At 38.6% G+C, this 21,021-nt stretch carries 13 protein-coding genes, 1 tRNA gene and 3 pseudogenes; 9 read left to right on the top strand and 8 right to left on the bottom strand.

Features of this window, described 5'->3' with window-relative positions:
* Window positions 1–426: 426 nt before the first annotated feature.
* Window positions 427–1,539: pseudogene (locus tag PR809_RS16325) on the top strand (IS3 family transposase).
* A gap of 14 nt (window positions 1,540–1,553) precedes the next feature.
* A pseudogene (locus PR809_RS16320) lies at window positions 1,554–1,682 on the top strand (helix-turn-helix transcriptional regulator); the annotation flags it as partial.
* Window positions 1,683–2,330: 648 nt separating this feature from the next.
* On the opposite strand, the gene PR809_RS16315 reads toward PR809_RS16320, so the two are convergent.
* Window positions 2,331–2,936 (bottom strand): TetR/AcrR family transcriptional regulator, encoded by a 606-nt coding sequence (locus PR809_RS16315; RefSeq protein ID WP_102140579.1) that lies wholly within the window; start codon window positions 2,934–2,936, stop codon window positions 2,331–2,333.
* Window positions 2,937–3,279: 343 nt separating this feature from the next.
* Between PR809_RS16315 and PR809_RS16310 the strand changes: the two genes are divergently transcribed.
* Together PR809_RS16310 and PR809_RS16305 are read left to right on the top strand one after the other, a co-directional pair.
* A complete protein-coding gene (locus PR809_RS16310; protein ID WP_148241606.1) occupies window positions 3,280–4,485 on the top strand; it encodes an efflux RND transporter periplasmic adaptor subunit in 1,206 nt (401 codons plus the stop codon).
* Window positions 4,486–4,496: 11 nt separating this feature from the next.
* Window positions 4,497–6,215, top strand: a complete 1,719-nt coding sequence (locus PR809_RS16305) for an efflux RND transporter permease subunit (protein ID WP_442959986.1) — start codon at window positions 4,497–4,499, stop codon at window positions 6,213–6,215.
* A gap of 1,518 nt (window positions 6,216–7,733) precedes the next feature.
* Here PR809_RS16305 and PR809_RS16300 read toward each other — a convergent pair.
* From PR809_RS16300 to PR809_RS16285, 4 genes and pseudogenes are all read right to left on the bottom strand, one after another.
* Window positions 7,734–8,654, bottom strand: a complete 921-nt coding sequence (locus PR809_RS16300; protein ID WP_272524572.1) for a dsDNA nuclease domain-containing protein — start codon at window positions 8,652–8,654, stop codon at window positions 7,734–7,736.
* A complete protein-coding gene (locus tag PR809_RS16295) occupies window positions 8,639–8,830 on the bottom strand; it encodes a dsDNA nuclease domain-containing protein (RefSeq protein ID WP_272524571.1) in 192 nt (63 codons plus the stop codon). The genes PR809_RS16300 and PR809_RS16295 overlap by 16 nt, the downstream gene beginning before the upstream one ends.
* 209 nt (window positions 8,831–9,039) lie before the next feature.
* A pseudogene (locus PR809_RS16290) lies at window positions 9,040–10,246 on the bottom strand (tyrosine-type recombinase/integrase).
* Window positions 10,247–10,455: 209 nt separating this feature from the next.
* Window positions 10,456–10,550, bottom strand: a tRNA-Sec gene (locus tag PR809_RS16285).
* 309 nt (window positions 10,551–10,859) lie between these two features.
* Between PR809_RS16285 and prlC the strand changes: the two genes are divergently transcribed.
* On the top strand, window positions 10,860–12,902 hold the full coding sequence (gene prlC, locus PR809_RS16280) for an oligopeptidase A (RefSeq protein ID WP_206276165.1): 2,043 nt from the start codon (window positions 10,860–10,862) through the stop codon (window positions 12,900–12,902).
* Complete coding sequence (rsmJ, locus tag PR809_RS16275) at window positions 12,895–13,665, top strand: 16S rRNA (guanine(1516)-N(2))-methyltransferase RsmJ (RefSeq protein ID WP_102140154.1); 771 nt, start codon at window positions 12,895–12,897, stop codon at window positions 13,663–13,665. Before prlC ends, rsmJ begins: the two co-directional genes overlap by 8 nt.
* Before the next feature lie 83 nt (window positions 13,666–13,748).
* Here rsmJ and gdhA read toward each other — a convergent pair whose 3' ends face one another.
* On the bottom strand, window positions 13,749–15,083 hold the full coding sequence (gene gdhA / locus PR809_RS16270) for an NADP-specific glutamate dehydrogenase (RefSeq protein ID WP_004263145.1): 1,335 nt from the start codon (window positions 15,081–15,083) through the stop codon (window positions 13,749–13,751).
* Window positions 15,084–15,350: 267 nt separating this feature from the next.
* Entirely contained in the window at window positions 15,351–15,785 is a 435-nt protein-coding gene (uspA, locus tag PR809_RS16265; RefSeq protein ID WP_004263149.1) for a universal stress protein UspA, read from the bottom strand.
* Window positions 15,786–16,236: 451 nt separating this feature from the next.
* Here uspA and uspB point away from each other — a divergent pair, with 451 nt between their 5' ends.
* Entirely contained in the window at window positions 16,237–16,572 is a 336-nt protein-coding gene (uspB, locus tag PR809_RS16260) for a universal stress protein UspB (protein WP_102140153.1), read from the top strand.
* Window positions 16,573–16,704: 132 nt separating this feature from the next.
* Here uspB and pitA read toward each other — a convergent pair whose 3' ends face one another.
* Entirely contained in the window at window positions 16,705–18,195 is a 1,491-nt protein-coding gene (gene pitA, locus PR809_RS16255) for an inorganic phosphate transporter PitA (RefSeq protein WP_102140160.1), read from the bottom strand.
* A 375-nt stretch (window positions 18,196–18,570) separates the two neighbouring features.
* On the opposite strand from pitA, the gene PR809_RS16250 reads away from it, so the two are divergent.
* The gene (locus PR809_RS16250; protein WP_210848606.1) at window positions 18,571–19,770 is read left to right on the top strand and encodes an NAD(P)/FAD-dependent oxidoreductase; all 1,200 of its coding nucleotides are present in this window, start codon (window positions 18,571–18,573) and stop codon (window positions 19,768–19,770) included.
* Window positions 19,771–20,274: 504 nt separating this feature from the next.
* Window positions 20,275–20,973, top strand: a complete 699-nt coding sequence (locus PR809_RS16245) for a pirin family protein (RefSeq protein ID WP_166268263.1) — start codon at window positions 20,275–20,277, stop codon at window positions 20,971–20,973.
* Window positions 20,974–21,021 lie beyond the last annotated feature (48 nt).

Below are 21,021 nucleotides of genomic sequence, written 5' to 3'. Positions count from 1 at the left end.
TTGATTCATAAAATAATATTAAAATTGTATGGTTCATAAACTAAATATTTAGTTTATGAACCATACCGTAGCTAATATAAAAATTTCAGATACATCACGCTATATAAGCACTGGATTCTAATCATAAACGTCAATATGAGACTCTTATTTTTAGGCATCTTTTGAATGACTTCATCATCTAAAATGATATTATTTCTTATCGGGTATATAGAAAGGCTCACTTTCAAATAGTTTATTAACCACAATCAACATGCAAGATCTTGCTTGGTTTCCTATTGTAAATAGTCAGATACATAAACATGAATCAACTTAATAGAGCATCTAGATGAGCCTTAGAAGGTTGATGTTTTAAATATAACCGTTCAGTTTCTCTAAAATTAGATAGCTATAATTAGATTTTCTGCCTTAAAAATTGCAGAGGTCATGATGAAGGAAGCCCGTTTTACTGAAACTCAAATCGTTAATATTTTAAAACTCGCTGATTCTGGTATGAAAGAGGACGATATTTGCCGCCAAAATGGGATCAGCAACGCCACTTATTATAATTGGAAATCAAAGTATGGTGACATGGAAGCTAATGATATTAGACGATTAAAAGAACTTGAAGATAAAAATGCGAAACTGAAAAAGCTCTTTGCGGAAGTTAGCCTTGAAAACCACGCGATGAAGGAGCTTTTCGCAAAAAAGGGTTGGTAGTGGCTGAAAAGAGATCCTGTGCTCAATCATTAAAAGAGGCAGGCTTATCAATCAAGTCATTAAGGCTTGTAAGCTAACGTCGTTGTCACGAGCCACGTTTTACCATCAGCAAATAGATTGGCGTAAAAAAGATCAAGTAATGATCGATGCCATACAATCGGTGTTAGCGAAATCACCACAATCGGGATTCTGGAAATGCTATTTTCGACTGAGATTTCAAGGCTATCCTTTTAATCATAAACGAATTTATCGCGTTTATTGTCGATTAGGATTAAACCTGAAACGACGGGGTAAAAAAGTACTTCCGATACATCAAAAAGGCCATTAGTGATTGAAAAATTCCCAAATATTCAATGGGCATTGGATTTTATGCACGACAGTTTATATTGCGGTAAGCGCTTCAGAACTCTCAACATTATTGATGAAGGAACGCGTGAATGCTTGGCGATTGAGGTTGATACGTCATTACCGGCTGAACGCGTCATCAGGTTGCTTGATCGTTTAAAAGCCGAAAGAGGGTTGCCGAAACAGATCCGATTCGATAATGGTCCTGAACTCATTTCAGTTAACTTATTGAATTATTGTGAAGATAACCAAATTTTACTGTGCCATATTCAACCGGGAAAACCGCAGCAAAATGGGTTTATCGAGCGTTTTAATGGTTCGTTCCGTCGTGAGTTTTTAAATGCGTATTTATTTGAATCGTTAAGCCAAGTGCGAGAATTAGCGTGGTTTTGGCTGCAAGATTATAACCAAAATCGAACTCACGAAAGTTTAAATCACCTCCCACCGGAGGCCTATCGTCAACAGTTAAAAAACTCTAAATTGGTGTGTCTCAATTAAAGGGAAGTGGACAGTTTTATAAGCTAATTCAAGACGGCGAGTTTCCTAAACCTATCAAACTAGGACGTAGCTCTCGTTGGTTACGGAGTGAAGTTGAAAACTGGCTGCAGCAACGGATTACTGAATCGAGAAAAAATAACTAACTATGTTATTGGAATTATATAGATATATATTGCTTTATTTATAATGCTAGGTCATAGGTTCAACTTCTATTATCGGTGTCATCTCAACGTCCCCAGACGTCCGTACTCATCTGTAAACACCTTGATTTATAATGATTATACTGCTTTTTAGTCAATCATTATCCGTAACCATCTGATAGAGTCCGATACTGAATCTATATAGGATTGTGTATATGTTCCTGTTCGGTTTTGGATTCTTATACACATGCATTTAAACAATATGCCAATTCGCTGTAAAACCCATACACTTGAAGCACGGCAAAGACTGTCATTGCTTATAAACACTTTGTAAAATTCAAATACAAGAGACTATAAAAAGGCAGCTAGGAATGGTAGCTAAATTACTGCTCCAGTTGATAAATACCTCTAGCCACGAACACCAAATTCATTAAAGACTCGATAGGTTTATTTAAACTAGTAATATTATTTGTATCAACATGACAAAAATGAGAGGTATAAATTTTTAATCTATTCTCACTTAACTTTCTTATATCTAAGACTAACTTTAAATTAGCCTTAGATTTTTAACACAATAGATAATAGTTTAGTCTAAAAAATCAATGCTATTGCCCATCAATACTATTAATGATTATTTAATAATAACTACTCTTATGCCTCCTTTAATATGAATTTAACAACACTTTTTAGCATATCTAAATCAAGAGTTTTATCAATATCAGGGTTCCTTAAAGCATTCACTGATAACCCATGTAAAATTGCACTAATGATTTCAAGCTTTGATTTCATTTCTGATTTTTTATATTTAAAAATTCCCAAAATTGACTCTTGAAATTCTTTATTCTCTTTGTGAACCACTTTTGATATAAATGGGTTTCTAGCTGCTTCAGCTAAAGTTTCCATCATCAATGAAGCTCTTTGTGTATTTTTATGTATAGCTGCTGCAATGGCAAAATCTTCAATTAACATATCTATCGCTTCATCGTCATTTACTGCCTGACGAGCTTTCTCAATAAAAAGGTCAGCATCACTTTTTTCATTTCGCACAATCTCTGCAATAATATCTTCTTTGCTTTTAAAATAGTGGTATATATGTCCAGTACTCATATTTGCTTTTTCTGCTATTTGGGCTAAGCTCGTTTTATGAAAACCTCTAATGCTGAAGCACTCAGCTGCCGCACCTAGTACTTGGGCCTTACGTTTTTTAGCTGTATCAGAGTCATCCTTCTCTATACCTCTTATATCTTTAGAAATCATAAAGTACCTCTATAACTATTATATCAATAAGTTAATGTAGCTCTTTTCATCAAAAGTATAAACTAATTCTACTTGACCTAGATTGGTTACTCAACCTAGAATGCGTGATTAAAAAATTTGGTATAGATATAGCTATATATCTCCATTAAATAGGTTGGTTAACCAGTTTTTTTTTAATCAGGATCTGTTTTCCTTTTGTGGTCTTTCAATTCCGACCACTTATAGGTTGGTTGACCAACCTATACGTGGGTAGGTATGAAATAATGCACAATACTCTTTTATATCAATAGATTATGTTTTTTACTAGAGTATTCATTTTACATTATAGATAGGTTGACTTTATATGAACAAGAAACTAAAACTTCCCAGTAAGAACATAATGTTAGCTATATTAACATCTTTCGTACTTACATCTTGTGAAAAAAACGTGGAAGATATTGAAAAAAAAAGCCAAATAATAGAGGTATCTACGATTGAGCTGGTACCAAAAACATTAGTACTCTCAACTGAATTACCAGGTAGAACATCCCCTTTTTTAATTGCCGAAATCAGACCGCAAGTCGGAGGAATTCTTCAAAAAAGATACTTTGAAGAAGGCTCTAAAATTCAAGTAGGGCAACCACTTTATCAGATAGATCCCGCCCCCTACAAAACAACATTAGCAAAAGCGCAAGCAAACTTAGAAGCTCTAAGATTACTCTCTAAAAGGTATGACAGCTTAGTGATAAGTAATGCTGTTAGTCAGCAAGATAGAGATGACGCTCGTTCAAAATATTTGCAGGCAAAAGCCTCTGTAGAAAGTGCAAAAATTGATTTAGGTTATACTCAAATAACGGCGCCAATATCAGGCCGTATAGGTCGTTCATCTTTTACTCAAGGCGCATTGTTAACGGCTAATCAAGTATTGCCACTAGCAACTATTCAGCAATTAGACCCTATTTATGTAGATATTGTACAGTCATCAACGTCATTACTTCGTTTAAAAGATGAACTAGAAAGCGGAAAATTAAAAAATATTGGTAATAGCCAAGTCGCTGTTGAATTAACGCTAGAAAACGGTAAACAATACAATCACCAAGGAAAGTTGCAATTTTCTGAAATAACTGTAGATGAAGGTACTGGCGCTGTAACTTTAAGAGCTGTTTTTCCCAATCCAAACGGAACGTTACTTCCAGGCATGTTTGTACATGCCCAACTTCAAGAAGGAAGCCTCGAAAATGCGATATTAGTCCCGCAAAAAGGTATCACCTGGGATCTTGATGGGAAAGCGACAGCATTGGTCGTTAATAACAAAAATACAGTAGAATTACGATATATCACCGTTGATAGGACGATCGGAAATAATTGGTTAGTTTCTGAGGGATTGTCCTCTGGTGATAAGGTTATTATTGAAGGTTTACAGAAAGTCCAGCCAGGTTCTATTGTTCATATCACTTCAAATAATACTATTAATGATTTTCCGACGAAAAACTCAAGTCAAAAAGATGAAAAAGACAATATAACATCTTCCATTATATTGCCTGCAACACATCAAAAAGAAGATGATTAAGGAAAATCTCAATGTCAAAATTTTTTATTGATCGACCTATATTTGCTTGGGTTATTGCAATTATTATTATGATAGCTGGTGCTTTATCAATTAAAGTGCTTCCTATTAACCAGTATCCCAATATTGCCGCACCAGCAATTCAAATTAGCGGTACATACCCAGGAGCCTCTGCACAAACGGTTCAAGATACGGTTGTACAAGTTATTGAACAACAGCTAAATGGCCTTGATAACCTCAGATATATTAGTTCAAATGGTAATGCTGATGGAAGTTTCTCAATTACAGTCACTTTTGACCAAGGAACAGACCCAGACATTGCTCAAGTACAAGTACAAAATAAATTATCGCTTGCAACACCATTAGTGCCTGACGAGGTGCAACAACAAGGCATCCGGGTCGCTAAGTTCCAAATCAATTTTATGTTAGTTATGGGGTTAATTTCTACCGATGGAAAAATGAGTAGCTTTGACCTTGGCGACTATATAGTTTCTAACTTACAAGACCCTCTATCAAGAACAAAAGGCGTTGGCGACTTCATGGTTCTTGGAGCCCAAAATGCGATGCGTATTTGGTTAGACCCTGTGAAATTAGTTAGCTATAACCTGACTCCCTTAGATGTTAGCGACGCAATAAGATCACAGAACGTACAAGTTTCATCAGGACAATTAGGGGAACTACCAACAACTAAAAATGTTCAATTAAATGCAACTATTATCGGAAAAACACGATTTGAAACACCAGAGCAGTTTGAGAATATTTTACTCAAAATGAATACAGATGGTTCACAAGTTCGTTTAAAAGATGTGGCTAAAGTTGAATTAGGTTCTGAAAATTTTTATATACAAGCTAACTATGGTGAGAATCAACCTTCTGCAGGTATAGCATTAAGATTAGCAAGTGGTGCTAATGCCCTAGAAACTATTAATGCAGTTAAAGATACTTTAAAAGATTTGGAGGCAACTTTCCCTAATGGTGTAAAAGTTGTTTATCCTTACGACACATCCACAGTAATAAGCACTTCTATAGAAGGCGTAGTAGATACTTTATTTGAAGCGATTGTGTTAGTTTTTCTCGTCATGTTCTTATTTTTACAAAATTGGCGAGCAACACTTATTCCTACTTTAGCAGTACCTGTGGTGCTTTTGGGTACACTAGGCGTAATGGCAGCATTTGGTTTTACTATTAATATTTTGACTATGTTTGGCCTAGTACTTGCCATTGGCTTATTAGTTGATGATGCAATCGTCGTTGTTGAAAATGTTGAGCGCTTAATGGTTGATGAAAAACTATCTCCAATTGAGGCAACCCGTAAATCAATGGACCAGATTACTGGGGCGCTAATTGGTATAGGAGTAGTTTTATCTGCAGTATTTGTTCCAATGGCATTCTTTGGCGGATCAACTGGTGTAATTTATCGACAATTTTCTATCACTATTGTTTCAGCAATGGCTCTTTCAGTTATTGTTGCGCTAATTTTTACCCCCGCGCTCTGCGCTACAATATTAAAACCGGTGGTAGAAGGACATGAACACAAAAATAGATTTTTTGGTTGGTTTAACCGTTTCTTTGAGTATTCAACAAATAAGTATATTAATGGACTAACTCGTTTGCTCAAAGCAAGAAAAAGTGGCATGGCTGCGTTTACTCTTATTACTTGTTCTCTTATTGTCCTATTTCCAATGATGCCTACATCATTTCTCCCAGATATTGCCTCAACTATTTTCTTATAATTTTCTGTAGATTGCTCTTGTTGGTTAGGGGTATCAATAACAAGAGGTGGTATGGCCTCACAACAATGTTCTGCAATATGCTCATACAAAGCCAAATAATATCCTAAAACAGCCCTTGCATCCTCTGCTGCACCACCAACCTCATATATTTTATTATAGTCAAGTGGGCTAGTTATAAGTGAAGCATCAATGTTAACCTTTAACTTTGCTATATACTTAAAGAATGTATTCGAGAAATTTTCTTTTACAGTGTCTCTTTGCTCCTTTGTAATCAAAGCCTTTTGAGTTTTCTTTAAATTCCTCTCTTCTATTTCTTTTGTTTCAAGAACGACCGATTTCTTTTCAATAATAATATCAACTTGTTTATCAACATTATTAGCAGTAAACGTTGAAAACTCCTTTGAATTACTTGATTCAAACGCTAACTGTGAATTTAATAATTTTTCTTTAAGCTTTGAAAGCATCTCATTCAAGTGAGTTAAATCTCTTTGAGCGTTAACTCTTTCATTCTTCAATGAAAATAATTGTCTTTCGGCACTTTCTTTATCAATAAGAATGCTACTTCTATGTGCTATAGAGTTCTCGTGAATTGTTCCACATGTAGGACATTCAATACTTCCTTCACTCATATTTTCCACAGAAAAAATGTAATCTTTATCCAACTCATTAACTATGGACTCTGCAAGTTTCACTTGAGAATCAAGACTAATAATATCAATTTTTAAATTAGCAGACTCGTCTAAATTATTTTTAATTAACTCTTCATATTCTAATATATCACTAGCTAAACTTTCAGAATCAATAATATACTCCTGCTGAATTACATTGTTTTTTAAAATAGCAACAGCATTAGTTAGCTCATTGATATTACTTTTAACTTCATCTACTTGAGATTTAACTTCATAAATATCTTCCTCAATAACAAAGTGTTCCTTCGAAACAAGGCCAGCATGGAAAGATATTACAGGCTTAGCCCATTTACTATATTGCTGTAAATTCAAAAATGAATCCCATGGTTTAACCCATGTCCTCTTCTGGTCAATATAAAAAGGTAAAAAATAATATGCAGGCGGGGGAACTTCTAAATTAAAACTATTTTTTTTGGTAACAAAACATCGAAAAAAACCAATTTTGAGAATAAATCCGAAAACTCACCAGTAATTTTACTATAATTTTTTAATATACCACCATTTTTTGAAAGGTCATTTCATTTTTATAGCGATGAATAGAATATGACTCACCATCTATACTGAAATTTATAATCGATGAGCAATCCAACGCCTTCCAAACATTAGAAAACAATGGTTCACAACCAAATGACCAAAAAATCATTTTAGCTAACGTCGATTTACCAACGCTATTACCATCATTAGCAGTTATTAGAGTCAGATTCTTTCCGAACTCGAATTGCCTCGCGGACTTTGTTGAATGAGATATTATTATTATTTTCTCTAAAATTAACTTTCTCATGTAATTTTATCCTTAAGTTCCTAATCAACAGTTTATAGTTTTTTTCCATTAGATTTCACTCAATATAATTTCGTATATAATCGCTGCAATCAATGCCCTATCTGACTCAAAGAAAGAGATTTTTTTCTTTAGCAATTCAGTTTTAATCTTTTCAAGAAGCTCATAAGTTATTTTTTTATTTAAATCACTTCGATTATTTATAATAATTTTCTGAATGCTTTTCTGAATGTCCTGTATAGCTAATGAAGGAGATAAAACACGCAAAGAGTATGTGTTAACTTCTTTTAATAATTTCCCCTTTTCTAAAGCAGTTACAGTTAAGTCATCAATAATATATTTGGCTGCTTCAAGAGCAACTCCTGAGTTTTCTCCTGATATACCTTTTGTAACAACATCATGTATGTCATCATATGTTAATGCCTTTTTGACAAGTATTTCATCCCACTTAGCATAATCAAAAGTATCTTTACCTCGGATTCTAAGTGCATCCATTAAAACTCTATAAATATCCTTTGGTTTCAATAAATGTTTAGGAAATACGACCTCAACACTATCAGTTATACTTGTTATTGTGTGCTCATAATAACTTTGAAGTGGTATGTCAGAACAAACAAGCCTAAGTATTTCTTTTGGAAAAGAATCGAAGTCATCAACTTCTTTCTTTAAAGCATTTGTTATCGAATCAAAATCACCTGATTTCAGATCAGACAGCCCCATGGCCTTCAATTTTAATCCATCTTTTGGAGAAAAATTAAAACCTATTGTACTTACAAAATTTATCTCAGTAACTTTTTTTAAATAGCTTTTTTTATGGGCTGAAGAACATAGTTTTCCTAAAAGAGATGGTTTTTCATTTTTTTTCCCTTTATCCCGTTTAGTAAGGCTTTTCGTCGTATAACGAACTGAAGAATTAGCTTTGACTCGATTAAAAGTAAACTTAACTTTTTCTTTGTCTAATGAATCAGCAATAATGACTCTTCATGGTATTCCATAAATACAGCAAAATCTTTAGCATTTCTGTACGCTGAAAAAGCCTGACATAGAGCCCAGTGATATTGATATTCAAAACGGTCATAGGATTCAGCTCCAGCAGACTCTCGCTGAGCTACTGCAAGTGGGTTATCCATCTCTATTTCGCTATCCATTACAATTCCTCGAACGCTTTGACTTAGTGTATTAAACAAAAGATTATCAAGAAAAATTGAATTTGGAAGTAAAAAAAGATCGTTTATCTATCCAACTCACAGCATATATGAATATTTCTATAAAAAATCTCAGCGAGATTAAGCAATAATTTTTATCAATAATACCATTACATAAGTAGCCTTCTTTATATAAATAAAGCTATCTATCACTAAAAATTCACACTAACCACATTATCCAAACTCCCCTCCAACTCATCAATATAATCCGCATACCACTGCATCATTTCCCTGCGTCCATCAATATACTGAGCATGATTATACGTACCACGGATCGCATTCTTATCAATATGTGCAAGTTGTGTCTCAACCCAAGCAGAATTAAATCCTTTCTCATGCAAAATTGTGCTCATTGTGTGGCGGAAGCCATGTCCTGTTAGCCTTCCTTTATACCCTAACAATTCAATAACCTGATTTATGCTTTCCTTACTGATCGGTTTTCTATGGTCATTACGGCCTATAAAGACAAGCTCATAATGCCCTGACAGTGGCTTGAGTGAATTAAACAGCTCGATCACCTGCTTTGATAATAGCACAACATGTGGTCGCTTCATTTTCATCACTTCAGCAGGTATCTCCCAAATTCCTTTTTCTAAATCAATATCCTGCCAACGGGCAAAGCGAAGTTCTTGCGTTCTAACAGCCGTTAATAAAATAATTTTAGTGGCAGTTTTGGTGATTATACTGCCGGTATAACCAGCTAGATCCTTCAAAAAATAAGGCAACTCTTCAGCGGTTAAAAATGGAAAGTGTTGTTTCTTCGGTGGAGTTAGAGCAGAAGCTAGATCAGGGGCTGGGTTATATTCCGCTCGACCGGTAATAATTGCATAGCGAAAGACCTCACCGCAGCGTTGACGGACTTTCCGCATCTTCTCTAAGGCTCCGCGCTTTTCTATCTTACGCAACGTTTCAAGTAGCTCTAGAGGCTTAATTTCTGCTATCGGACGCTTACCGATATAAGGAAATATATCCTTTTCAAAGGTATCAATAATTTCATCACGATAACGTAGTGACCAGCGATCCGCTTTAGACGGTATGCCATTCACGAGCGACTGCTTCAAAGGTACTTTCAGAAGCTAAGTGCTTTTCTAATCGCGCTAATTGCTTTTGCTCACTTGGAGCTTTATTTTGAGCCAACAATTTTTTCGCATCATCACGCTGGTTTCTTGCTTCCGCTAATGTCACTTGCGGGTAAACACCTATAGAAAGCATCTTTTCTTTGCCTGCAAAGCGGTACTTCATTCTCCAATATTTAGAACCATTGCGATTAACGATCAGATATAACCCACCTGAATCAGAAAGTTTGTAGGGCTTATCTAGCGGCTTTGCCGTTTTAATTTTTATATCACTCAGAGCCATAACAAAACCTCCGTAAGCCCTATCTGTTACAAAGAAAATGAGAATTTGGGGGTGCAAGATATACCATACCTAAATGCACCCCCGATTAACACCCCCAATAGGGGGTTGATGTGGGGTAACCCCAGTTGAACTGAGTTGACTATGATTTGCCTTTATATGTTGAATTTAAAGGATTTAATTGACTTCAGTGGAGGTGTATTGAACTTGAGTGGCGGAAGATCACAGGAGTCGAACCTGCCCGGGACTGCTGGCAGCCCCAACTGGATTTGAAATCCAGCCGCCTCACCGGAGACGACGATCTTCCTCTATAGGTTGGAAAACGATTATAGACTGAATTCATTATTTTCCAAAGCATTGAAACTACAACTATTGCCTTTATTGATAAAAGCCAATAAAAACCCCATTTATTGATAAGCGTTAATAAGAAAAAACGTTAGATTGATATTGAGGTTTGTACATTTGCCCCCATATACTTTCTTATATTCGCAATGGCGTGCTAGTTCTATCACCCATAACATTGACCATATTTGGGTTTAAGTTCGCCATTTAACTTTTATTGTCAACACAGTAAGCCTTGGCCTACGAGCACAAGCCTGCAATCACAGGATGTTTTATGACAAATTCATTATTAGCCGATTCCGCACTACCCCGTTTTTCTACTATAGAGCCCGCGGATATTTTCCCCGCAGTCCAACACGTACTCAATGAATATCGCCAAACAGTAGAAAACCTGCTGAGCGCAGCGGATCAATATACTTGGGACAACCTGTGCCAACCTTTAGAAGAAGCCAGTGATAAGCTTTCTCGTGTTTGGTCGCCAGTCAGCCATTTACACTCCGTGAAAAATAGCCCAGAACTGCGCGAAGAGTATGAAAAATGTTTGCCATTACTGTCCGAGTTCAGTACTTGGATGGGGCAACATGAGCCTTTATATCAAGCATATAAATCATTAAAAGAAGGGGCTGAATTTAATTCCCTTAACCAAGCCCAACGTAAATCCATCGAAAATACTTTACGTGATTTTGAATTATCTGGAATTGGCTTACCTGCTGAAAAACAGCAACGTTATGGTGAAATTGTTGCACGTTTGTCGGAAATAGCGTCTAAGTTTAGCAATAACGTCCTTGATGCGACTATGGGTTGGAGTAAGCTCATTAAAGACGAAAAAGAATTAGCAGGCATGCCAGAAAGTGCAATTGCCGCAGCAAAAGCCATGGCTGAATCAAAAGGCGAAGAAGGCTACTTACTCACCCTCGATATGCCAAGCTACTTACCTGTTATGACCTATGCTGATAACGCAGAATTGCGTCGTGAGATGAGCCATGCATATAGCACCCGTGCGTCTGACCAAGGCCCAAATGCCGGTAAATGGGATAACAGCGAATTAATTGATGAACTGATGGCGTTACGCCACGAACTGGCGCAATTATTAGGTTTTAAAAACTACGCAGAGAAATCCCTTGCCACCAAAATGGCCGAATCACCAGAACAAGTGCTGAATTTCCTCAATGATTTAGCTGACCGAGCTCATCAGCAAGGGGAAAATGAGCTGGCTGAACTGACGGCTTTTGCTAAAGAGCATTATGGTGTCGATACGCTTGAATCATGGGATTTAGCCTATTACAGCGAAAAACAAAAACAGCATAAATTCTCATTAAATGATGAACAATTGCGTCCATATTTCCCTGAACAACGTGTCCTAAATGGGTTATTCGAAGTTGTTCATCGTATCTATGATTTAACCGCCAAAGAGCGTCATGATGTGGAAACATGGCATAAAGATGTGCGTTTCTTCGAGCTCTATGACGAAACCAACACTCTGCGTGGTAGCTTCTACCTAGACCTCTACGCCCGCGAACACAAACGCGGCGGTGCTTGGATGGATGACTGTGTTGGCCGCATGGTGCATAAAGACGGTTCATTACAAAATCCTGTTGCTTACTTAACTTGTAACTTCAACAAGCCACTCGGTGATAAACCCGCACTGTTTACCCATAATGAAGTCACGACCTTATTCCACGAATTTGGTCACGGCTTACACCATATGTTAACGCAAATTGATGTTGCTGATGTTGCTGGGATTAACGGTGTACCATGGGATGCCGTCGAATTGCCAAGTCAGTTTATGGAAAACTGGTGCTGGGAGCCTGAAGCCCTCGAATTTATTTCTGGCCATTATGAGACAGGCGAACCATTACCAACAGAAATGCTCAATAGCATGTTAGCAGCAAAAAACTACCAATCAGCCATGTTTGTTCTGCGCCAGTTGGAGTTTGGCCTGTTTGATTTCACCTTGCATGCTGAATATGACCCAGCGAAAGGCGCGCAAGTCATGCCAACGTTATATGCAATTAAAGATAAAGTCGCTGTGGTCCCTTCACCAACATGGTCTCGCTTCCCACATGCTTTTAGCCATATTTTCGCAGGTGGCTATGCCGCTGGCTATTACAGCTACTTATGGGCAGATGTGCTTGCGGCAGATGCATACTCACGTTTCAGTGAAGAAGGCATCTTTAACCGCCAAACAGGCCAGTCTTTCCTCGACAATATCTTAAGTCGTGGTGGTTCAGAAGAGCCAATGGCACTGTTTGAGCGTTTCCGTGGTCGCAAACCAGAATTAGATGCCATGTTGAAGAGCTATGGTATTCATGGCTAATCGTATTGAGATCCAATTGATCTGTGAAGAGGGTGCCGATCCCGGCACTCTTTCTCAACTTTCTGAAAAATGGCAGCTTTCTCACACCCCTGATGCCGTTATGGCTGTTGTACTTACGCCTGAAAACTTACAACTACGTAAGCTAGATGAGCCTAAGTTAGGGGGGATCTTTGTCGACTTCGTCTCTGGGGCGATGGCCCATCGTCGTAAATTTGGTGGAGGCCGCGGTGAAGCTGTTGCCAAAGCTGTCGGGATCAAAAAAGATTACCTTCCCGATGTGATTGATGCCACTGCTGGCCTAGGGCGTGATGCCTTTGTTCTAGCCGCTCTCGGTTGCCATGTCCGTATGTTGGAGCGCCACCCTGTGGTTGCTGCCCTATTGGATGATGGTTTACAACGAGGCTACCAAGATGCAGAAATTGGCCCATGGTTACAAGAGCGAATGTCATTGATTCATGCATCCAGTATTACAGCACTGAGCGAGATAACCCACGCGCCTGATGTTATCTATCTTGACCCGATGTACCCTCATCGGCAAAAAAGTGCTTTAGTGAAGAAAGAAATGCGAGTATTTCAGTCATTAGTGGGAGCAGATGATGATGCAGATTCATTGTTAGCCCCTGCGATTGCTTTGGCTAAACGTAGAGTGGTTGTTAAGCGCCCTGATTACGCAGAGCCCCTTGCGGGACAAAAAGCGCCATCAGCGGTTACCACTAAAAACCATCGGTTTGATATCTATCCATGTATTAAAAGTAGCGAATAAACGTAACGGCGAAGGGCGTATGTACAGGTGAAATTATCAGTATGATACAGCCGCCCTTTCGCGTACGTTTTGAGGTCAGAGAATTACAACACACCCTGCCCAAGCATTGCATCAGCGACTTTTACAAAGCCTGCGATGTTAGCACCTTGAACATAGTTTGTTTGTTTCTCTTCGCCACCGAATTCCACACAGTGCTGGTGGATATCCAACATGATGTGGTGCAGACGAGCGTCAACTTTCTCTGCTTTCCAACCTAGGCGAGCCGCATTCTGTGCCATTTCTAGACCAGAGGTCGCAACACCACCTGCGTTAGCCGCTTTACCTGGTGCAAACAGCACTCCCGCTTCAAGGAACAGCTCCGTTGCAGGAATAGTTGTTGGCATATTAGCCCCTTCAGCCACCGCTTTAACACCATTTTTGATTAACACTTTTGCTGCATCCACATCCAGCTCATTTTGTGTTGCACATGGCAGAGCGATATCGACAGGCACATTCCATGGTTGCTGGCCTGCTAAGTAAGTCAAGCCAAACTCTTTTGCATACTCTTCAATGCGACCATAGTTGTTTTTGATCTCTTCCAAACGTGCGAGTTTTTCTGTTGTAAAACCATCTTCATCAACGACAGTACCGCTTGAATCAGATGCAGTAACCACTTTCGCACCTAGTTCCATACATTTTTCAATGGTGTACTGTGCAACGTTACCTGAACCAGAAACTGCGACACGCATTCCTTCAAAACCTAGGCCATGGCGTTTTAACATCGCATTGGTGAAATAAACCAAACCGTAACCAGTTGCTTCAGGGCGAATTAAACTGCCACCAAAGGACAATCCTTTACCAGTAAATACACAAGAAGTGTCATTAGACAGTTTTTTCATCATACCCGTCATAAAGCCCACTTCACGGCCACCCACACCAATATCCCCTGCTGGGACGTCAGTATTAGAACCAATATGGCGATAAAGCTCAGTCATCAATGCTTGGCAGAAACGCATCACTTCACCATGACTTTTACCTTTAGGATCAAAGTCAGAGCCACCTTTACCACCACCCATTGGTAATGTGGTCAGGGCATTTTTCAGTGTTTGTTCGAAGCCTAAGAATTTCAGAATGGATAAATTCACAGACGGATGAAAACGCATACCACCTTTGAATGGACCGATTGCAGAGCTAAATTGTACACGCCATGCGCGGTTGACTTGAACTTTACCTTGGTCGTCTACCCAACACACACGGAATTGAATTACACGCTCAGGTTCAACAAAACGTTCAAGTAATGCTTGGTCACGATACTTAGCATTTTGCTCTAAGAACGGCCAAAGGGAAGTGAATACTTCACGCACCGCTTGTAGAAATTCAGGTTGAGAAGGGTCTCTTTTTTGGACAGACTCCAAGAACGAAGATAGTGATTGTGTCATCTATGTCTTCCTTTTTAACATTGTAGTTGTTGTGATGTGCCTCACTCTTTCTTTTCATTATTTTTAGGAAATGTGAGGTTGATTTGCGTTTGCCTATTGAATATATCATTAGTTTGTATTCTAAATTCAAGGTTTTTTTTCACTCAATAGCAAAATAAATTGCTTGACCTGCCAATAACTCCCTCAAGATACATATTTTGAAACAAAAAAAACGCCTGCATAAGCAAGCGTTTTTAGTGAATAATATTTCAAATATAGTGATATGGATTATTCTTCATCATCATTTAGTGGCACAATCAACATATCCACATGAACGGTATTGATTAACTGGCGAGCAGAAGACATGAGCTTGCTCCAGAAATCTTGGTGGTGTCCACAGACGACTAAATCCATATTGTATTTTTTAATGGCATCGACCAGTACTTGGCCTAAGTCACCACTGCCACTGAGTGTTTCTTGAATTTCATAACCTGCACCCGCAGACAAATCCTTCAGAGCATTACGTGTTTCATCAGTAATACGTTGCTGCATGTCTCCAAGATTGACATCAATAAGACCGGTATAGAGGTCTGAATAGTTAACATCAACATGGATCATAGATACTTTGGCCCCGTAAGGTTTTGCCATAGAGACAGCCTTATCCAGTAATACTTTACTTTCAGGTGATAAATCTACCGCAACAAGAATATGTTTGTAAGCCATAAGTAAACTCCTTCCGAATGCTGATTATCTGGTGGTTATGCCTTCACCACATCTTTATGAATACTATACCTGCTAATTGTGATTATTAAGTGTTGCTTTGATCACATCTAAGCAGATTAACCTTAAAATCATCACTACATATAACATTTTATAAAACAATAACATCATTCATACAATATTAATATATTGCCCTAAAAAATTCGAGTTATGGGAAATATTTTAGCTTAGAAAAACAACAAAGTTGCACCGCAAACTGTGATACTAAAGTTCAACCATTCAGTTTTATTTTCTTCAATGAAAACAAAAAGTCATCACAAATTTGCGCTAACTGCACTTTTTTTAAACAGTAATTTATCCTACAATAAAATAACTGAGTATAAGTACAATTTTTCTGCTGTATTTCCTTTGCGACAATTGCTGTGAGCTTGAGCTAGGTTCTAAGGAGAGGATTATGTTCAGTATGATTGCATTGTTTTGGGCATTATGCATTTTGTGCATCTTAAATATGATGCGGTATTTTTCTTCCGTTCGTGTTTTATTGTCTATTTTAAGGGATTCAGACCCTCTGCTTTATCAATCCGTTGATGGTAATGGCTTTTTTACTACACACGGTCAACTGAACAAACAACTACGGTTAGTTCGATACATAAATAACAAACAGTACCTTGAACATTATGACCCTGAAGTTATTTTGCGTTGTGAGCGGATCCGCAAGCAATTCATGATGATAAGCAGGCTCAGCATTCTTGTTGTCGTGAGTTTAGTCTATTTATTGATAACGGGTTAATTGTAATTAGTGACTGACTAATGAAAAAATAGTGATGACCTTACGATCATCACTATTTTGTATATGTAGATTACTGTGTTCATGTAACTGTTAAAGGCTCCATACTCATGTATGAAGCCCAAATTAGTGCGACTAGATAAACAGCAGCGATAGCCAGTACAAACCACCCGATAACACAATGGACACTGGTAAAGTTAATAACCATGCTAACGCAATGCTTTTAATGGTTTTTGTTTGTACACCGCCACCATCGACAACCATCGTCCCCGCAACGGCAGAAGATAAAACCTGCGTTGTTGAAACGGGCATACCAGTATAACTTGCCACGCCGATAGACACCGCTGCAGTCACCTGAGCAGATACGCCTTGCGCATAAGTCATGCCTTTCTTACCAATTTTCTCACCAATGGTCACAGCAACACGCTGCCAACCAAACATGGTGCCTAATGATAATGCTAAAGCAACCGCAATAATGATCCACAGTGGTGCATACTCAACGGTATACAGCAAATCATTACTGAGTTTTTTCAGTAAGCTGGCATCTTTCGAGCTTGTTTCTGGTAATTTCGCAACCGCATTAGCAGTATCAGAGATACACATCAGCAAACGGCGTGCGTGGTTACGTTGGTCTGGCGTCAGCTCTTCATAGCTTTGAATGCCATTTAGCATCGTTTGAGCTTGATTTAAAATAGCGCCAGTACGCGTGCTATCACAATGGAATTCGCCACCTGGTTCATCACTACTTTCTGCAACGACAGGCGCATTTTCTATTGCATGGTTTAACGCTGGTTTATGTGTTTCATAGTATTGTTGCAGGTGGACAACCGCATCATGCGTTTTTGCGATGTCATAACCGTTAGAATTCATATTCATAACGAAACCTGCTGGAGCAACACCAATTAGCACTAACATGATAAGACCGATGCCTTTCTGGCCATCGTTCGCACCATGGGAGAAACTTACCCCAACTGCTGACAAAATCAATGCAGTACGGGTCCAGAATGGTGGCTTACGCTTACCATCTTTTTTCTCACGTTCCGCTGGTGTTAAGTGAATGCGTCGACGTTTCTTTGTGCCACTCCAATAACGGCGCAAAAAGAAAATCATCAAACCGGCAATCACAAAACCGATAGCGGGAGACAAAATTAATGACATGAAAATACTGATCATTTTCGGTATATTCAAGGCATCAACGACAGACGAATCAGTCACAATCGCGTTGGTTAAACCCACCCCGATTATCGCCCCGATCAGCGTGTGCGAACTGGAAGCAGGAATACCGAAGTACCAAGTTCCAAGGTTCCAAATAATTGCAGCCAAGAGCAATGAAAAAACCATTGCAAGGCCGTGAGCTGAGCTCACATTAAGCAAGAGGTCTGTTGGTAAGAGATGGACAATTGCATATGCGACGCTCAACCCTCCCAGCAAGACACCAAAAAAGTTAAAAACCCCTGCCATGACAACTGCGAACTGAGCCCGCATTGCTCTGGTATAAATAACCGTAGCTACCGCGTTAGCGGTGTCATGGAAGCCATTTATAGCCTCATAGACCAGCACAAATAACAGTGCCAGAACTAATAATAGACCTGTATGAAATTCTAAACCTGTAAAAAGATGTAGCATAGACGTTAAGCCATTATATGTTGGACATGAACGCGGCGCATTATCAGTGACAAACGCTGGCGGTGGAAGCAAAATCTAACCTTTTTTTGATTTAACTACTCATCAAAAAAGTACCTCATAGCAATTACCCCATATTTTTCAATAAATTAAAGCAATCAAACTTATTCTGAATTTTTGAAACTTTTTAACGATATTTCCAGAAAATAATCGTTGTTTGCTTTTTTTAGACGAATTTCTCTAATTATAATACGTCCTGTATAGTTTTCATCAGTTCTTCCTCAAAGCTTTACATTACAATCCCGATGAGATGACGTAAAATATCCCAGTTATCAATGTAATTATACTAAAAATCAAACATATATAGAGATACTTACTGTGAAAAATTTCGACGTTATTATTTTAGGTGCTGGCGCTGCGGGTTTATTTTGTGCCTCACACTCTGGCAAACGCGGTTTAAAGACGCTAGTAGTTGATAACGGGAAAAAATTAGGCAGAAAAATATTGATGTCCGGTGGTGGGCGCTGTAATTTCACTAATATGTACGCAGAACACAGCAATTACATTTCAACAAATCCACACTTTTGTAAGTCAGCACTTGCTCGCTATACACAGTGGGATTTTATCGCCTTAGTCGCTAAATATAATATTCCATACCATGAAAAAACCCTAGGGCAGCTTTTTTGTGATAATAGTGCACAAGATATCGTCGATATGCTGCAAAATGAGTGTAATTTACCGAATATAACAATAAAACTTCGCAGTGAAGTCACTGGTGTCGAAAAAACACCTGAGGGCTTTCTAGTCACGGTGAATGGGAGCCAAGTAAGTGCTCGCTCACTGGTTGTCGCAACGGGTGGGTTATCGATGCCAGGTCTTGGCGCCACACCATTTGGCTACCGCGTCGCAGAACAATTTGGCCACTCGATTATTCCAACTCGTGCTGGCCTTGTCCCATTTACACTGCATAAGCCGCTTTTAGAAGCGCTGCAAGTCCTTTCAGGGATCTCGGTCGCGGCAAGCGTGACAGCTGCGGATGGGACGTTGTTTAAAGAAAATATTCTCTTTACCCATCGGGGCCTCTCTGGCCCTGCTATTTTGCAGATTTCTAGCTATTGGAACCCCGGAGAGTATGTGAGCATTAACTTACTTCCTAACCTTTCACTGAGCGACTTTTTAGCGGTAGAAAAGCAAAATCACCCAAATCAATCCTTAAAAAATACCCTTGCAAAATTATTGCCTAAACGACTAATTGAAATCATGCAAGCGCAAGGGCAAATCCCTGAGTGTGCCCTAAAGCAATTGAACCATCCGCAAATTGAAGCACTGCATAGCACGTTACATGCTTGGCAAGTTCAACCCAACGGGACAGAAGGCTACCGCACCGCAGAGGTGACTTTAGGGGGTGTTGATACCCATGAGATATCATCGAAAACAATGGGGTCTCTGAAAACTGAGGGGCTATATTTTATAGGTGAAGTCGTCGATGTCACCGGCTGGTTAGGTGGTTATAACTTCCAATGGGCTTGGAGCTCTGCGGCAGCATGTGCAGAAAGCCTGCCTATTAACCCTAATTAATTTAAGGGAATTAATATTCGCGATGCCTTCTTGTTTGCATCCTTTTAACCGAATATCTCTTAATCCATTGAAAAATAATGGTTAATATTTAATTCCATAGAAATCATATAATTGCAGTTTTAATTATAAGATATATTATTTTGGTTAAAAATAATGCTTTACAAACGATAGTGATAACTATTATCATTATCATCACTTCCTCAATACGGTTACTTAGTCACCTATTGTAAGAAGTACGACATTGCTCACATTGCTTCCAGTGTTTACTTTAGCCAGCCTCGCGCTGGCTATTTTTTTATCTGCATCAACGGCTTAATTGGTTAAAATTCCCACATCATCATTTCCTATCCATTTTCTTAACTTATCTCAAACCTACTTATTCAAATTTTTTGGATCCTATGGTTAATGGCAGCTACTTTTCTCTTTTAGCAAAATGGTTAAACTGTCATCAATACATTTAGAGCGAGTTCAACCAAGGTTGGAATCCGTACAGGAGAGAACACGATGATCTATTTACGCAAAGCAAACGAACGTGGTCATGCAAACCATGGATGGCTCGACAGTTGGCATACCTTTTCATTCTCTAGCTACTATGACGAGCAATTTATGGGCTTTTCTGCGCTGAGAGTGATTAACGAAGACTTTATTGCTGCAGGCCAAGGGTTTGGAACACATCCCCATAAAGATATGGAGATATTGACCTATGTGCTCAATGGGGCTGTTGAACATAAAGACAGCATGGGCAATATGGAGCAAATCCCTGCGGGTGAATTCCAAATCATGAGTGCAGGTACGGGTATTCGTCATTCTGAATACAACCCAAGCAATGAAGAAGAGCTACATCTGTACCAAATTTGGATCATTCCTGAAAGAACAGGTATTGAGCCACGTTATGAGCAAAAACGGTTCGATTCCAAAGATGGCAAGCAATTGGTGCTATCACCGGATGCGCGTGATGGCGCATTGAAAGTTTATCAAGATATGGAACTGTGGCGCTGGGCATTGCCTGCTAATAAAACACACACTCATAGGATTGCGGATAAACGTGTCGTGTGGATCCAAGTCGTTAAAGGGGATGTTGAAGTGAATGGCCAAAAAGCAACCACCAGCGATGGTTTAGCCATTTGGCAGGAAACTGAACTCTCCATCAAAGCGAGTGAAGATAGCGAAATTCTATTGTTTGACTTACCAGCCGCAGAATAATCATTTTCACAACAAAAAAGGCTCTACCAACGTAGAGCCTTTCTGCTA

The sequence above is a fragment of the Providencia sp. PROV201 genome, assembly GCF_028479545.1.
Classification (GTDB): Bacteria; Pseudomonadota; Gammaproteobacteria; order Enterobacterales; family Enterobacteriaceae; genus Providencia; species Providencia huaxiensis.
The sequence above is the reverse complement of the archived record's forward strand: the minus strand, read 5'-3'. Positions and strand labels throughout refer to the sequence as shown.

Excerpts from the sequence above, each read along its gene's own strand:
- pitA (WP_102140160.1), bottom strand. The coding sequence starts at position 18,195 with ATGCTACATCTTTTTACAGGTTTAGAATTTCATACAGGTCTATTATTA.
- rsmJ (WP_102140154.1), top strand. The coding sequence starts at position 12,895 with ATGGCTAATCGTATTGAGATCCAATTGATCTGTGAAGAGGGTGCCGAT.
- PR809_RS16305 (WP_442959986.1), top strand. The coding sequence starts at position 4,497 with ATGTCAAAATTTTTTATTGATCGACCTATATTTGCTTGGGTTATTGCA.
- PR809_RS16315 (WP_102140579.1), bottom strand. The coding sequence starts at position 2,936 with ATGATTTCTAAAGATATAAGAGGTATAGAGAAGGATGACTCTGATACA.
- PR809_RS16310 (WP_148241606.1), top strand. The coding sequence starts at position 3,280 with ATGAACAAGAAACTAAAACTTCCCAGTAAGAACATAATGTTAGCTATA.
- gdhA (WP_004263145.1), bottom strand. The coding sequence starts at position 15,083 with ATGACACAATCACTATCTTCGTTCTTGGAGTCTGTCCAAAAAAGAGAC.
- prlC (WP_206276165.1), top strand. The coding sequence starts at position 10,860 with ATGACAAATTCATTATTAGCCGATTCCGCACTACCCCGTTTTTCTACT.
- PR809_RS16295 (WP_272524571.1), bottom strand. The coding sequence starts at position 8,830 with ATGGATAGCGAAATAGAGATGGATAACCCACTTGCAGTAGCTCAGCGA.
- uspB (WP_102140153.1), top strand. The coding sequence starts at position 16,237 with ATGTTCAGTATGATTGCATTGTTTTGGGCATTATGCATTTTGTGCATC.
- PR809_RS16245 (WP_166268263.1), top strand. The coding sequence starts at position 20,275 with ATGATCTATTTACGCAAAGCAAACGAACGTGGTCATGCAAACCATGGA.
- uspA (WP_004263149.1), bottom strand. The coding sequence starts at position 15,785 with ATGGCTTACAAACATATTCTTGTTGCGGTAGATTTATCACCTGAAAGT.